Source organism: Gilvimarinus chinensis DSM 19667 (genome assembly GCF_000377745.1).
GTDB lineage: Bacteria > Pseudomonadota > Gammaproteobacteria > Pseudomonadales > Cellvibrionaceae > Gilvimarinus > Gilvimarinus chinensis.
Genome location: NZ_KB898716.1, coordinates 1 through 15,940 on the forward strand (window position 1 = coordinate 1; position 15,940 = coordinate 15,940).

Here is a 15,940-nt window from a genome sequence, read left to right on the forward strand (position 1 = left end):
CGGCTTCGGCTTCGGCTTCGGCTTCGGCTTCGGCTTCGGCTTCGGCTTCGGCTTCGGCTTCGGCTTCGGCTTCGGCTTCGGCTTCGGCTTCGGCTAACAGGCTATTGCTTGTACTGCCCCCGTCAAGCCAATGAGTTAAAGCCGCATCTATTTGTGGAGGAATTGGCTGTAAATTTTGTCCCGCTGCCACTGCATCCACCATATCCAGTAGAGCGGAGTGTATATTGACAAGATCCCTGCACAGCCCCTCACTGCAGAATAATTCTTTAGCAAGAACGCGCAGATAAACTTGATGCAATTTATCCCCCAAGCTAGCCATGGGCGGTAAATTAGCGTGTGCAGCTCCCCGCGTCAGATTTTTTAATTCCTCGACTACAGGTAATAATTGCTCTAAGTTATCCGGCGTAGATTCCCACTGTTCAATCAATTGATCAGCGTCCAGGAGAAGATTCATCTCCTCCGCCATAAAAATCTCTAACAGCTCAGGGTCTACAGGGCGTTTCCCATTGGCATCGGCTTCTTGCAACTGAGCAAGTGGAGCAACGTATATTTCACGCAGCTCAGCCACACGCGCCATGTATTGCTCCAGTTTAGGGATAACAACATCGCGCCCATCGTTAATATCGTCGAGTGCCGCCCTTGTATAATTCACGCCATCGTGTAACAGCTGTAAGATATCGTCATTGATATTAACTTGATAACTGCGCAGCTCTTTTACAAACTTTTCTAAAGGTGTAGCCAATTCCGCGATAGGGGTAACTTCAGCCATGTGCGCACTACCTTTGAGGGTGTGCAAAGCTCGTTGCATATCATCACTGGGGGGCTCAAAAAGTGGGCGGGCGTCATCCATTCGTTGAATATAGTTTTCAACAATCGCCAGGTGAGACAGCGCCTCACTGCCGAAAATATCCCATAACTGGCTGTCAGAGTCGTCCTCTTCTATTGTATTGACTGCAAATGACTGCGTTTGCGATGTCTCTTCACTGTCGAGCAAGTCCGTCGGTTGGGCGGGGCTAGACATTGCGAAAGCATGTAAATCATGCGGTGTTTCGCCATGGGCCAGCTGCTCTCCCTGCTCACGCATTCTATGAATTAACGCAAGGTTCGGTGTAGGCTGTTTCTCCGCAAAGGCCTGAATCATATCGGGTAAAACGGAGCGAACATTCTCAATAAAAGTGACGTGAGACGTTGCAGCAGTTATAGAACCGTCGATAATGCGATTAAGCATATTCTCTACGGACCACGCCAATTCACCGATATCCGTAGCCCCTACCATGCGACCACTGCCTTTCAGTGTATGAAAAGCACGACGAAACTCAGTTAATGATTCGGCGTCTTCAAAATCCTGAGCCCAACGCGGAAAGTATTCATTAATTGCCTCTGTAACCTCCTGAGCCTCTTCGATAAAGATCTCAAGTATTTCCTCATCGACGACATCGTCGTTGTCATTATTTGCGGAAATATTTAAATCACGCCCTTCTTCTGAAGGGGGTTCGTTATGATTGGTTTCAGTGGCAAATTGATCGATTTCACTCTCACGTAAAGAATCTTCGCCCGGGCTGGCTTCTTGCGCGTTTGCAGCAAGTTCAATCTCTTCCACTTGGATCTGCGGCTCGGCAGGCGAATCGTCGCCTAATGCTGAAGCGTAAGCATTTTGTAATTGATCAGCTAAGTCTTCTGCACTGACTGCGTCCTCTTCTTGACTTAACGGCTCCTCACCTTCTGCTTGTGGAGTTTCAGATGAAGCGGGGGAATCCGAATTCAAGGAAGAGAACTTAGTAACAGCGTATCCTAATTCTGCAACGCTTTCTTCAGCTACAAGCAGCAAAAGATCGTTTTCTTCTTCGCTACTCTCGCCACCTAATCGCTCTAAATAATACTCAACACTGGTAATCGCATCGGCTAGCGTATCTAGGGTTGACCACTCAGGCGTCAGCTCCTTATCCAACAACTGCTCTTGGATATACCGCGCACAGGCACCCAAAATTTTAGCTGGACGTGGTAGCGGCAACATATCCAAACTGCCTCGGATATCACGCAACATTTGTGGCACATTCAGCAAATGCTCACGATTCCACTGAGACGCAATATACTCAACAATCGCATCCTTAGCGTGTTCTAGCCCATTGCGCGACTCTCGCATGACCGAGGCTTTCGCATCTGACAATGTAATGCCAGCTTGGTCTTTTACGATTTTGTCAGGGCTTTTACCCGCATTTGCAGCCAACACATCCAGCTCGCCCTCGATATCCATAATTCGATTGGCTACAGCAATTAATTGCTCGTCGGACAGTTCGGTATCTGCATTAACTGCCAGCTCTAATGCAGCACCTTGCTCTAAAATATTCCGGCGTAAGTCAGCAACACCCAGCACAGCCATTGTGTCCGCAACACGCTTAATAATACCTACGGCGTTTGATAAAGAGTTATCATCTCCAGCACCAGCTAAAGAGTGGTTTAACGCCAGCTTTACGCCATCCAATTCAGCTTTTAAAGCCGTAACAACAGAGCGCATCGCCTCAGGATCTGGAGACGCCAATGAATGATCGCCGTCTGAGCTTTCTTTGGAATCCAATAAAGCCGATTCTAAGCGGTACTTTTTGTACACGTTCTCCAGAAATGAATCACTTGAAAAATTGTGTACGTGTTTACCCGAGCGGGCAACGTAATACAGTAGGTTTTTCAATAATTCATTTTCTGTATAAACATTTAGGGCTTTTGTTCCGTGTACTGCCAACACTTTAATTTCACGGTCCAGGCGTCGCAGCAAATTTTTTACCGAAACACTAGACTCCACTGCATCCATTTCTAACGCTTCGGAAAGTGCTACGGCTATTTCCCACAGACTTTGTCGTGGTGTGCCACTCGTCAACCGATACAAACGCTGAAAAGCTTTGTGCAAATAAAGCAGGTTTTCATCGGCATTGACTGATTTAATAAAACCAGCCGCCGCGTATTGATACATCTGCCGCAACTTTACGACTGTGGCTTTAAACTGGGCATCATCCTTAATGACGGCAAGGGGCGCACCCGACACCTTTTTAGCAGGCGCCAAGTCGGGCATGAATAAATTCGTATCTGACAGAAGAGATTCGCCGCGTACCGTACGTAAATCGTTCAGCAGAGGTAACACCACTAAAGGATTATCGTTGCGACTGGTTTTCACTTGATCGAGATAAAGCGGAAACTGCAAGATAGCACGCATCAATACTTCAGCCCCCTCACTCGGGTTGGCTACCGTATCGCTAATCATTGCTTGCGTCAGTAATTCCATCTCTTCGGCTAGCATAGCGGCGCCATGGAATTCCACCATTTGCAGGCTACCGCGGACTTGATGAATATGAGTAAGGCAGAACTTTAACCTAGCTTTGTCGTTGGTATCCTGTACATAGGATTCCAGCGACTGCCTGGCCTGCTTCAAGGTTTCAGCGATTTCGTGAATAACCCAGTCCAGAGCCGCAAAATTGCGATTATCAACCATCTAGCGCCTTCCTCATTGTTTTTTATACTCTTGCCGGATATACGCTTGTACGGTCTCATTACTGACCCGTTTCATAAGCGGGTGCTCCCAGTCGGCAGACTCGCCCAAACCTATTACCAACAAGCCACCTGGTTTTATGCGCTCTACCAGGGAATTTAAAATATCTCTACGTAACCAGCGACGGAAATACACCAATAGGTTCTGACAGAAAATCACATCCATTTGAACTTTAGGCATTTCACTGATTTGCATTACATTGCCGTGGGTAAAGCAAATCCGATCTCGCAATTTGCGTACGATCTCGTAACTACCATCGTTACTAACACTGGTATAACGCTTGGCCTCTTCAGCGGTCATTTGCTCCAACGACCGAGGTAAATACCTACCTAACCGCCCTCTCGCTAAAGCGGTGGAGCTGATATCCAGCGCTGTGACGCCGTAGTAGGGCTCCAGCTGCGCCAGTTCAAAACAGTCATTGACTACCATTGCCAGCGAATACGGCTCTTCACCCGTAGAACAGCCGACACTCCATAAATCAAAGCTTTGACTGAGTTGACGATTATTGATTTTTTCTTGCAGATAGCGCCGTACGTACTCGAACGACGCTCGATGGCGGAAAAAGCTGGTCTCTTTGACGGCAACACGGTCTATTAAAATTGACCACTCTAGTCGCCCCTGTAAACCATCAGTTACCAGTGAGTAATAATCGCTGTAATCATCGTAACCAAGTTCTCGCATGCGGATACTCAGTTGCGACTGCAACAGCGACTTTTGCATTGGCACCAGCTGTATTCCCGCGCGCTCTTCGAGCAGGCGGCTCCAAGCGGAGAACTCACTGTCACTGAGATCGGCAATTGTCCGTAAAGACCAGCCCATAATTCAGCCCATTGACAACGTCTGCGATCTAACCAGAGTGGCGCTGAGAGTTTTCCAGCTCGTCATCAATGTCGATGTCAACCTCGTCACTCAAATCCAGCACCTCAGTTTCTTCCAGCTCATCGGTCGTGTAATCCGACGCGCTATCTACCTCTAGCTCAATAGCAGGGGTAGGAGCCGCCTCATAAGGGGCCGTCTCACCAGTATCTTCTTCTGGCAGCTTAAAGCCCGCAACAGACTCTCGAAGGTCCATCGCCATAGCCGCCAAGTTACCAATCGACTGTGCCGTAGCGCTGGTACCAGCAGAGGTTTGAGTCGTAATTTCTTGAATTACATTCATCGTATTCGAAATATGGCCTGCAGAAGACGCCTGTTGACGAGCGGCGTTAGAAATATTCTGAATCAACTCTGCAAGGCTTGTGGATACGTTTTCAATTTCTTCTAGCGCCACACCGGCGTCCTGAGCAAGACGAGCACCACGAACCACTTCCGAGGTGGTTTGCTCCATCGAGATAACGGCCTCATTAGTATCGTTCTGAATGGTTTTAACCAGCGCTTCAATCTGTTTCGTCGCGGCAGCCGAACGTTCTGCAAGGCGTTGCACCTCATCCGCAACCACCGCGAAGCCGCGGCCCGCGTCACCGGCCATCGAGGCCTGAATCGCAGCGTTAAGTGCAAGAATGTTGGTCTGGTCAGCAATATCGTTAATCAACGATACAATGTCACCAATCTCCTGTGACGATTCACCCAATCGTTTAATACGCTTAGAAGTATCCTGAATCTGTTCACGAATCGTATCCATACCATTGATGGTGTTCTGTACCACCTTGGCACCGTTACTGGCGATAGATACGGCTCGCTCCGCTACCGCTGCTGACTCAGAGGCGTTGGCAGATACCTGGTCAATGGTGACCGCCATTTCATTTACCGCCGCCGATGCACCAGCAATTTCCTGCGCCTGGTGCTCAGAGGCTTCAGCAAGATGCAATGCAGTCTGCTGCGTTTCTTGCGCGGCAGCCGATACGTTTACAGCCGTATCGTTAATTCGCGCCACCAAGACCCGAAGCTGGTCAATGGTGTAGTTAATAGAATCGGCAATCGCACCGGTGAAATCCTCGGTCACCGTCGCGGTGGTGGTCAGATCACCGTCAGCCAAGTCAGCCAGCTCATCCAGTAAACGTAGAATGGCCGTTTGGTTTTGCTCGTTAGTTTCAGCCGTTACCGCCAAGCGACGACGTGTACCTAAATAAATTAAGACACCGATCACGCCCAAACAAATGATGGCTGCAGCCGCAAGAGCAAGTAGCACGTTATTGTTGAGCGGGCGCTCTTCGCCTTGTACCGAAACCTTATCGGTAATATCACTTAATGACTGCAAAAGTACTGGTGTTTGATCCAGTACAGCTTCTTCCGCCTGGCGCGCTTCGAACAGAGCAGGCGCCCCTTCAAAGATGGTCTGCACCGAGCCACTGACCGTTTCAAACAACGAGGCAATTTCTTCGAGACTGGCACGAGCATCTGGGTCGGTAACCACAGAGATGCCCATCATTTCGTCACCTTCACGCATCGCCTTCAATACACGACCGTAAATATTGGCGTCGAGGTTAAATTGATCCGCCACTTTAGTGGCGTCTTCATCACCACCACGCAACATTTTATCCACGTTACGGCCAATCCGCTCAGCACGCCAAGATTGCATGCGCGCCTGGGATACCTGCTCGGCAGGGGCATCGGTCTCCAGCAAAATTTCAACAATGATGTTGTGCTGTGACTGCAGAGTGGGCAGGTTATCGTTTAGCTCCTGACCTACCTGATTCAGGAAAACGATCGTTTCCTGGTTCTCTAGAATGGTTTCTGCATTCGCTTTCAGCTCTTTCCATACCGAACCATACCCATCAAACTCTGCCCGCAACTCTTCACGGGTGCGAGCATCAGCATTTCGCAAGGTTTCCCAGGTGTTCGACATGCTATCCACCACCGTCGAAAGCTCCGTGAATGCCTCTTTTTCCCCCGAGGTCGCATCACGAGCAAGTGACGTCAGGCGGAAAGCCTGAGCGCGAAGCTCTGCGGTTTGTTGCAAGTAACGCTGATCGTTATCCGCGTTTTTTTGCACCAGCACAAGGACAACCAGCGTGGCAATTGCAAAAATTACCAATAGCACGCCAGCAAGAACAATCGCAGGATTGCTCTTGACCGTCCCGGCGATAGTTCTGGACTCAGTTTTCATTGACTCACTCCCGACCGACTTTGTAGCTTGTTGTAAATTGTTGGTTAAGGGTCAATCTGGCCGTCTTTGATGTGCGGCGACCAAAATCCCTCTTGAATTTCATTCCGGTAATACGCTCGAATCAGTCTTTAGCCGCGCTGGTAAAGCGCTGATCCCGAGCCAACTCTGATAGCTTAAATACATTCCATTGCTGTCCGGCGACGATGTAACTGCCTTGGACGTAGGGTCTAATTGCCTCAACCAAGTCCCCACTGTCATTGCGGTAATCGTCCACGGGAAAGTGCTGCATGCCAAAAACCTGATCGACGATTAAGCCTGAATACAGGGTTTCAGTCTCCAACACCAACACTCTGCGGCGCTTACGCCCCCCGACCAACCGACCACCACAAAACGCGGCCAAGTCAAACAGAGGCAATAAGCGACCACGCACATTAGCCACCCCACGCACCCAAGGCTGAACGCCGGGTAAATGAGTGAAATTAGGAACTTCCAGCATTTCCGCCACTTCATCCATAGAGGCGACAAAATAGCTTCCCAGCAACGTGAAGCCTACCCCGCTCCACTGCTCGCGCGCATCCAGCTGCGCGGGCAAACCACGCGCTGTATTGCGGCTAGCCTGAGCTAATTGCGCAAGTACTTTAAACGCACTCGATTGCTCTGCCATAAATTTGGTTCCGTTTCTTAAGCGTTTGAACCACGCCCTAAGCCTTATCGGCTATCAGGCCATCACCTCGTTTATGGCGTCCATAAGAACATCTGCGGTAATAGGCTTGGCCAAGTAAGCCTTTGCGCCCTGGCGCATTCCCCACACCCGATCAGTTTGTTGATCTTTGGTGGTGACGATTATTACAGGAATGTTAGCGGTTTCTGGTGCTTTCGTTAGCTGGCGGGTCGCCTGAAAGCCGTTTAACCCCGGCATGACAATATCCATTAACACCACGTCAGGTTTTTCTTTTTTAGCCAGTTCCACACCCTCTTCACCGTTGGGTGCGGTCAAAACTGCATGGCCACTTTTTTCCAGCATGGTGGTTAATTTATAAGTTTCGGTTGGCGAATCATCAATGATTAGTACTCTGGCCATGGAATCCCCAATAATAAGTAATCTAAGTCTTAGGTTATTAGTGTTATGGCTGCTTTTTTCAGGAGGCTTTAGCCTGTTTTACATGTTCTTCGATCGCCCCAAGCAACTCACTTTTGCTAAACGGCTTGGTCAAGTATTGGTCAGACCCAACAATCCTGCCCTTCGCTTTATCGAACAACCCATCTTTGCTCGACAACATAATGACCGGCGTGGATTTAAACTCCGTATTATTTTTAATCAAAGCACAGGTTTGATAGCCATCGAGTCGGGGCATCATAATGTCCACAAAAATGATGTCCGGGCGCGAATCAGCAATTTTTGCCAAAGCGTCAAATCCATCGGTTGCCGTTATAACTGTACAACCGGCTTTCTTCAGGAGTGTTTCAGCGGTACGACGAATCGTTTTACTGTCGTCGATCACCATGATTTTGAGACTTTCCAAGCTAACGTCCATACATACTGACCTTTGCGTTGTATTTTTTTGGATCTGCCAAGACGCATCGCGCACCTTGGTATAACCAAGTACCCTAGCGCCCGGCCGCAAACAATCCGAGTTTATTTATACGACCAACTTTTAACATAGTTTTTAGGCATTATCTATAAATGGCTTGATATATTCGTATATCTAAAGTTAATGCTCGTTGATATTACTCTCAATTATGACAATACGGGCTTGCGCGCTCATCATTGAGCGGATAACTTTAGCCCTTTTAAAGCAACGCCCTACCCGCCGTAAATTACGGCTAAATAGGGCAACCGCCACAGCACAACTGGATCCCTCTAATGAGCTTAAAGATCGGTGTAGTGATGGACCCCATCGCTGACATAACTTACTATAAAGATACGACCTTGGCGCTGCTTTTAGCCGCCAGCGAGCGCGGCCATGAGCTCTTTTATATGGAGCCAAAGGATTTATACCTCAGCCGAGAGCAGGCGCGCGCGTTCACCTGTCCGCTAAAGGTGTTTGACGACGCAACCCGTTGGTACGAACTCGACTCACCCTGCGATATGGCACTTGGCGAGCTAGACGCCATATTGATGCGCAAAGACCCGCCATTCGACACAGACTATATATACAGCACTTATATTCTTGAAGCTGCGCAACGGCAGGGGGCGATGATCATAAATGACCCCGCCAGCCTGCGTGACTGCAATGAAAAGATCTTCGCCACCCAGTTTCCTCAGTGCTGCCCCCCCATGATCGTAAGCGCGCGAATGGACCAACTTAAGAGCTTCCATAAAGACCATCAGGATGTCATCTTTAAACCCTTAGACGGCATGGGCGGCAGCGGCATATTCCGTTGCCGCAGTGACGATCCAAACATAGGCTCCATTCTAGAAACCCTGACCAATCATGGTCGACACCTGATTATGGCGCAAAAATTCATCCCAGAAATCAGCAACGGAGATAAACGGATTTTGGTTGTGGGGGGTGAAGCAATCCCCTATGCCCTGGCGCGAATTCCCGCCGCAGGTGAAACACGAGGAAACTTGGCCGCCGGTGGCCGCGGCCAGCCACAACCACTGACTGAACGCGACCACTGGATTGTCAGCCAGGTATCACAGCAACTTGTAGAACGTGGGTTGTTGTTTGTAGGGCTCGATGTGATTGGCGATTACTTGACTGAAATCAACGTCACCAGCCCCACCTGTGTGCGCGAAATCGATCGCGCTTACGACACCAGAATCGGTGAAAAACTGATGCTCGCCATTGAGCACACCCTGGCTTTGCAGGCTACCCAGGCATGAACGCTGGCTCTACCGCAGGCAATTCCGTCGCCGTAGGCGTCGATACCAGCATCAACCCTCTCGATCGATTAAGCTTTACGGTGTTCGTCGCAATCGTCGCTCACGCCCTGCTGATTTTCGGCCTGACCTTTAGCCTTCCTAAGGCCGGAGATCTGAGCCCGACGCTAGAAGTAACCCTGGCTAATTATCAATCTTCTAAAGCCGTAGACAACGCCCGCTTTCTCGCTCAACATAACCAAGAAGCCAGCGGCACAGAACTCGCCGATCAAGAATTAACCACCAACCAACCCGCGGACTTCGCTGCACCGCACATCAAACCCGTCAACCCCGTGCCGCAGGTTCAAGCTGCTTCCCAGCAGCAGGCCAGCCAAACTCAACTTATTACCAGCACCGAAACAGCGTCCCGGCAAGTTCAACAGCATGCTGACACAGAAAATCAACATCAAGAAGATGAGCGTGAAGGTGTGCCGGACGAACAACCTTTGGTATCCCCAGAAATCGCAAGCCTACAGGCTAAGCTGGATCGACAGCGCCAAGAATACGCAAAGCGCCCACGCTTACGCCGCCTGACCTCTGTGGCCACCAAAACGGCTCCCGAGGCTGAGTACCTTCTGAGCTGGAGCCGAACAATAGAACAAGTGGGTAATGATAATTACCCACAGCAGGCACTCACACAACGCCTCACGGGCAAGTTGCGCATGGCCGTCACTATTAACCCCAATGGCACCATCCGCGAACTCGAGCTGTCGGAGTCATCCGGCATAAGCGTTCTGGACGAAGCTGCCTTACAAATTGTCCGTCTCGCAGCCCCTTTTGACCCCATCCCACCAGAGGTGCGCGAAAACTATGATCAGCTGCAAATTATCCGCACCTGGTCATTTGAAATAGATGGGCTCAGCACCGCATCGGCCAGCCCCTGACCACCTTGAGTTTGCCTGCTTTTACCCCAATAATTGCCTCCATGACCCAAAGTGACATGAAAAACTCTTTAGAGCCTGGCTCACTGCGCAATCACTTTTTGATTGCCATGCCCGGCATGACCGATCCACACTTTGCCCATAGCGTGACTTATATATGTGAGCACTCGAATGAAGGTGCCATGGGCATTGTCGTCAATCTTCCGATGGACCTAACCCTGAAGGACATTTACGAGCAACTTGAACTAAGCACCAACCATGACTCTGCCGAACATCCCGCCCTAGCGGGTGGGCCTGTAAGCGTTGAACGGGGCTTTGTTCTACACCCAACCAATAGCGAACAGTCCTGGCAATCCACCATTCAGGTCTCAGCAGACATTTCCCTGACCGCCAGTCGAGACATTCTTGAGGCCATGGCTGAGGGCCGCGGCCCTGAAAATACTTTGGTCGCACTGGGGTATGCCGGCTGGGAAACGGGTCAATTAGAACAAGAGATCATCGATAATGCCTGGTTGACCGTTCCCGCCGATCAGCAAATTCTTTTTCATACCCCGACCGAGCAACGCTGGGCAGCGGCGGCCCGCAATTTAGGCATTGACCTTAATTTAATTTCCAGCGTTGCAGGGCACGCCTAATGGCCGCGATACTCGCTTTTGATTACGGCACTCGCAGCATAGGCGTGGCAACAGGGCACAGCAAAACCCGTATGGCCTCGCCCTTAACCGAGCTGCGTGCCCGCGACGGAATTCCCAACTGGGATGATATACAAAAACTGTTGGATGAATGGCAACCAGACTTGATCCTGGTAGGGTTACCATTAAATATGGATGGTAGCGAGAGCGAGCTAAGCAAAAGGGCTCGAAAGTTTGGCAATCGACTTCATGGCCGATTTGGCTTGACCGTAGAAATGGTAGACGAACGCCTTTCAAGCTTTGAAGCCAAAGCAGAGCATCGCGCGGCGGGCGGCTCAAGCCATTACAAAAGCGACCCGGTAGATGCCATCGCCGCACGCTTGATCTTAGAAACCTGGCTAAACCAGGACGCATAGGCAGGAACGACTCTGCATGCAATAATAATAAGGCCATATTCAACCCCGGTGCCCCCTTGTCCAGTCTGCAACTTCCGCCCTTATCGCTTTATATCCACATCCCATGGTGCGTCCGCAAATGTCCTTATTGCGACTTTAACTCTCACCAGGCAGACGCGCGCCTTCCCGAGGCAGAGTACATAACCGCCCTAGCAAAAGACTTAGCCGCCGACGCCGAACTCGCCCAAGGACGCAAACTCAGCAGTATTTTTTTTGGCGGCGGCACCCCCAGCTTGTTTAGCGCCCACGCCATTAGCCAAATATTAGATCAGGCCGAGAAACTCATAGGCTTTAACCCTGACATAGAAATTACGCTAGAAGCCAACCCGGGTACGTTTGAGCAGGAGAAGTTTGCTGGCTTTCGTCGCGCAGGGGTCAATCGCCTGTCAATAGGCATACAAAGCTTTGCCGATGCGCAGCTACAAGCCTTAGGGCGTATACATGACGGCACTGCCGCAAAACAAGCTGTAGCCACAGCCCGAAAAGCCGGTTTTGAAAACATCAATTTGGACTTAATGCACGGCCTACCCAACCAAAGCCGCGATGCAGGGCTTGAGGATTTACGTACCGCAATCGACTATGCCCCTGAACACATCAGCTGGTATCAGCTGACGATCGAACCGAACACCGTATTTTACAACCTGCCTCCGCAGCTTCCCGAAGAAGACACCTTGGCCGATATTCAAGATGACGGTCATTGCCTCTTGCAAGCGGCAGGCTACCAACGCTATGAAGTATCGGCCTATGCACGTGGCCCCCAGGCCAAGCATAATCTTAACTATTGGCAGTTCGGCGACTACCTTGGCATAGGCGCAGGCGCACATGGAAAAATCACACAGCCCGATGAAAACATTATTTTTCGTCAATGGAAAACCCGCCAGCCAGATCGTTATTTGACGGCCCACCTGGGGCCTGGCCGCTATCCCAACCCAGCAATTGCCGGTCGCGAAAGCATTGCACCAGACGCCCGGCCACTGGAGTTTCTCCTTAACGCTCTGCGCTTGGTGGATGGCTGCGCCCCCCATATTTATCAGCAGCGAACCGGGCTAGACCTCTGCTCCTTACAACCCCAGTGGCAAAAACTCCAAGACCAACAGCTCGTCAAACCGTTAACCCATCGTATTGGCACCAGTGAACGGGGGTTACAATTTCTAAACGAAGTCCTCGGAAAATACAGTTAGTCAAAATGTCAGCAAAATTATTGTCCACTGCTACACTTAAGCAACCAGCTCACAGGCCAGCAATAAAAGTCGATGCCGACATTTTCACACTACACGCGTAACAACCCGATCGCCACCCGCCTCTTAGGGCTGATCATTCTTTGCAGCTCTTTAATTACCCTAATTGCAATAGTCTTACAGCTTTATACCAGCTTTAACGACGATGTCTCTGCACTGGAAAAACGGCTGGACCAAGTCCGTATCAGCACTCTTGCCAGCATCACCAAAAGCCTGTGGGGGTTTGATCAGGACCAGCTTCAGGTTCAGGTCGATAGCGTACTCGATGTCGCCGATGTCGTTCAGGTTAAAGTCGACTGGCTGGACTGGAACAACAAACCTCAAGTACTGACCGTCAGCAAAAACTCGATTAATGACAAGAGCATTGTTTTTAATCCATCACGCTATTTAATCAAACACTACGACCTTATTTATCAGGATGAAGCCACCAAACCACAAAACCTGGGGCAACTTACCATCACGGCTAATTTGTCCAGCATTTACGATAAGCTCTGGGAACGAGCGCTGTTTATCGCGCTGATTCAAGGTACAAAAACCCTACTGATCTCAATACTTATTCTCTGGCTGATACACACCCTGCTCACTCGGCACATGGATACCATTGCCCAATATGCCCGGCGACTGAACCTGAACAAATTAGCCACTCCGCTCACCCTTAATCGAGTCAAAACAGACCCCCGGCCAGACGAGTTAGACAATGTCACCAACGCCATAAATCACATGCGCGAAACTTTATTGGAAGACCTGGAGCAGCGGCGAACCATGGAGCTGGCTCTATTGGCAGAACAGGAAGAAAGGCTGGAAACTCAACGTCAAAAACTCGCAGCCGAAGATGCCAGCCGTGCTAAAAGTCAATTTTTAGCCACCATGAGTCATGAAATCCGCACCCCCATGAACGGGGTTATCGGTATGTTAGAGATGTTACGCGACACTCCGCTGGACGAAAATCAAAAACACTATTTGGATGTCATCCATCGCTCTGGCGAAACCTTAATGGAAATCATCAACGACATTCTCGACTACTCAAAGATCGAAGCCGGGAAAATGCAACTTGAACAAACCACGTTTGATTTGCTCGCGCTGGTGGAAGATACCGTTCAGCTATTCGGTCCCACAGCCAATAAACGGCGCATTGAGTTGTACTGCTATATTGCCCCTCAGGTACCGCAGCACATCATCGGGGACCCCACCCGTTTACGGCAAATCATTATCAACCTCATGGGCAACGCCTTTAAATTTACTCAGCAGGGCTGTATCAGTCTAGAAGTTATGCCGGCTGCACAGTTCTCAGAATCACTCCCGGAGCTGATGTTTACCGTAAGCGATACCGGCATAGGCATTCGCCCCGAAGTTCAAGAACATCTATTCGATGCCTTTAACCAGGCCGAGGTTACCACCTCTCGAAATTACGGCGGTACAGGTTTAGGGCTGGCCATCTGCAAAAGCCTCTGCGAACTCATGCACGGACAGATCGGCGTAAGCAGTGTCCGGCATGAGGGGTCACGATTTTGGTTTACGGCGCGCTTTGACCCCACTCAGAAGTCTCGTACCAGCCCACCCGCCACTGGACTAGAGGGAAAAACGTTGCTGCTGGTTGAGCCGAGCGAACCCATCAGGCTCTTAGTTCGCAGGCTATGCCAAGAATGGGGCATCAGCCTCTTTGCCGCCGCTCAGACTGACTCGGCCCTCGAGATCATCCAGCAAGAAAAAATCGATGTCCTGGTTGTTTGCCAAGAACTTCTTTCCATGTCTGGCCTGGACTTCATAGCAAGAGTACGGAAAAACGAAAACCAGACCGAATTGCCAATTCTCCTACTTTCCGGCTCAGAAGAACCTATAAACAGTAATGTTCACCAACACCCGCTATGTATTGCCAACATATTGCGTAAACCGCTGATACCTAGCCAACTGCAGGCTGCACTATGCGACAGCTTGGTTATGCCCAAGGGCCCTCAAGAGCCTGCACCGCCTTCAACCAAACAAGCCCCAACGCGTTCTTTGTCTCATTTGAACGTACTGGTTGCCGAAGACAACCCCGTTAATCGCATGGTGATTACCGGCCTACTGAGCAAATTGGCCATTTCTCCAGACGTGGTCGAAAATGGGAAAGAGGCCATTAACGCGGTCAAAAAAGCTGACAGCCCCTACGACTTAATCCTAATGGACTGCGAAATGCCCGAAGTTGATGGTTTCGACGCCACCCGTGCCATCCGTAAATACGAACGCCTTAACGGCTCTCCCGCCACGACAATCGTGGCCCTGACCGCACACGCCCTAGAAGAGCACCGGGAAGCGGTTTTTGCCTGCGGCATGGATCACTTTTTATGCAAGCCCATCACCTTCGACAGCCTGTACAAAGCCCTCGACACCCTCAATCTGCGCGTAGAAAAGCTCTCATCCGAGCCATAGAGAGACAACAGATAAACACTGCCAATCGTTGCCATAGCCTATTTCAGCTTGATCGGTATCTGTGCAGTCCTTATCATCTACCCCATCGAGAAGCTTGATTTAAGCACTTGAGCCCCCACTTACTGTGCTGGGCATCCCCAATGCACATACACGCAAATACCCACTAACGGGCCTGGAGACTATTTGACTATGAGTAACGACGCTATTGTTCACGTTACCGACGATTCATTTGAAGCCGATGTTCTGCAATCAGAACTGCCAGTACTGGTAGATTTTTGGGCGGCCTGGTGTGGCCCCTGCAAAATGATCGCCCCTGTTCTCGATGAGCTGGCCGATCAATACGCGGGTAAAATCAAAATCGCCAAAATGGACGTAGACGCTAACAAAGAAACCCCTGCCAAATTCGGTATCCGTGGCATCCCCACCCTGATCATCTTCAAAGGTGGCAGCGCCGAATCTACCAAGGTAGGTGCATTAAGCCGCGCCCAACTGGTTGAATTTATCGATTCTGCACTGTAATTGAGCCAATTTCCCCGCAGCATCCTTTTAATGTCTGCGGGGGCTTTGCACTTTCCAAACTTTGCCGCTATACTCCGATCACCTGTTACAGCTCTCGTTAACTCAGTCCATCTTCAAGCGCAACATACCCGCCAGATTTGGGCCGAGGCAGACTCCCTGAGACTTTCCATACAATTTTCACGATAGCTCTGTAGGGTATTCGGCAACGAATGCTTTGTAACAAAAACGTAATTGCAGTTTGCGCCATAAAACAACAATATACGCGCAAATTTATAGCGAGCCGCCTGCGGGTTGCTCAACCAAATGATTAGCAACCCTTTTACACTCTTTCAATCTGTTAATCAGATAAACCATTC

13 protein-coding genes are annotated in these 15,940 nt (G+C 50.1%); 7 read left to right on the top strand and 6 right to left on the bottom strand.

The genetic code is table 11. The annotated features are described in order from the left end of the window. From D568_RS20675 to pilG, 6 genes are all read right to left on the bottom strand, one after another. On the bottom strand, window positions 1–3,481 hold a 3,481-nt coding region (locus D568_RS20675; RefSeq protein ID WP_020210985.1), incomplete at its 3' end, for an Hpt domain-containing protein. 12 nt (window positions 3,482–3,493) lie between these two features. Then, the gene (locus tag D568_RS0117905; protein WP_020210986.1) at window positions 3,494–4,357 is read right to left on the bottom strand and encodes a CheR family methyltransferase; all 864 of its coding nucleotides are present in this window, start codon (window positions 4,355–4,357) and stop codon (window positions 3,494–3,496) included. 28 nt (window positions 4,358–4,385) lie between these two features. Then, the gene (locus D568_RS0117910) at window positions 4,386–6,584 is read right to left on the bottom strand and encodes a methyl-accepting chemotaxis protein (protein ID WP_020210987.1); all 2,199 of its coding nucleotides are present in this window, start codon (window positions 6,582–6,584) and stop codon (window positions 4,386–4,388) included. Window positions 6,585–6,705: 121 nt separating this feature from the next. Beyond that, on the bottom strand, window positions 6,706–7,248 hold the full coding sequence (locus D568_RS0117915) for a chemotaxis protein CheW (protein WP_020210988.1): 543 nt from the start codon (window positions 7,246–7,248) through the stop codon (window positions 6,706–6,708). A 54-nt stretch (window positions 7,249–7,302) separates the two neighbouring features. Then, entirely contained in the window at window positions 7,303–7,665 is a 363-nt protein-coding gene (gene pilH / locus D568_RS0117920; protein WP_020210989.1) for a twitching motility response regulator PilH, read from the bottom strand. A 58-nt stretch (window positions 7,666–7,723) separates the two neighbouring features. Continuing rightward, window positions 7,724–8,119: a twitching motility response regulator PilG gene (pilG, locus tag D568_RS0117925; RefSeq protein ID WP_020210990.1), complete on the bottom strand. Its 396-nt coding sequence runs from the start codon at window positions 8,117–8,119 to the stop codon at window positions 7,724–7,726. A 329-nt stretch (window positions 8,120–8,448) separates the two neighbouring features. On the opposite strand from pilG, the gene gshB reads away from it, so the two are divergent. The 7 genes from gshB (at window position 8,449) to trxA (ending at window position 15,584) form a co-directional block, all read left to right on the top strand. Continuing rightward, window positions 8,449–9,414 (top strand): glutathione synthase, encoded by a 966-nt coding sequence (gene gshB / locus D568_RS0117930; protein WP_020210991.1) that lies wholly within the window; start codon window positions 8,449–8,451, stop codon window positions 9,412–9,414. Next, window positions 9,411–10,334, top strand: coding sequence for an energy transducer TonB (locus tag D568_RS0117935; protein ID WP_020210992.1), 924 nt, complete (start codon window positions 9,411–9,413; stop codon window positions 10,332–10,334). The genes gshB and D568_RS0117935 overlap by 4 nt, the downstream gene beginning before the upstream one ends. Before the next feature lie 56 nt (window positions 10,335–10,390). After that, entirely contained in the window at window positions 10,391–10,966 is a 576-nt protein-coding gene (locus tag D568_RS0117940) for a YqgE/AlgH family protein (RefSeq protein WP_020210993.1), read from the top strand. Beyond that, on the top strand, window positions 10,966–11,379 hold the full coding sequence (ruvX, locus tag D568_RS0117945) for a Holliday junction resolvase RuvX (RefSeq protein ID WP_020210994.1): 414 nt from the start codon (window positions 10,966–10,968) through the stop codon (window positions 11,377–11,379). The genes D568_RS0117940 and ruvX overlap by 1 nt, the downstream gene beginning before the upstream one ends. A 56-nt stretch (window positions 11,380–11,435) precedes the next feature. Next, complete coding sequence (gene hemW, locus D568_RS0117950; protein ID WP_020210995.1) at window positions 11,436–12,599, top strand: radical SAM family heme chaperone HemW; 1,164 nt, start codon at window positions 11,436–11,438, stop codon at window positions 12,597–12,599. A gap of 72 nt (window positions 12,600–12,671) precedes the next feature. Then, window positions 12,672–15,065 (top strand): response regulator, encoded by a 2,394-nt coding sequence (locus D568_RS0117955; RefSeq protein ID WP_020210996.1) that lies wholly within the window; start codon window positions 12,672–12,674, stop codon window positions 15,063–15,065. A 189-nt stretch (window positions 15,066–15,254) separates the two neighbouring features. Further along, a complete protein-coding gene (gene trxA / locus D568_RS0117960; RefSeq protein ID WP_020210997.1) occupies window positions 15,255–15,584 on the top strand; it encodes a thioredoxin TrxA in 330 nt (109 codons plus the stop codon). Window positions 15,585–15,940: the final 356 nt, after the last annotated feature.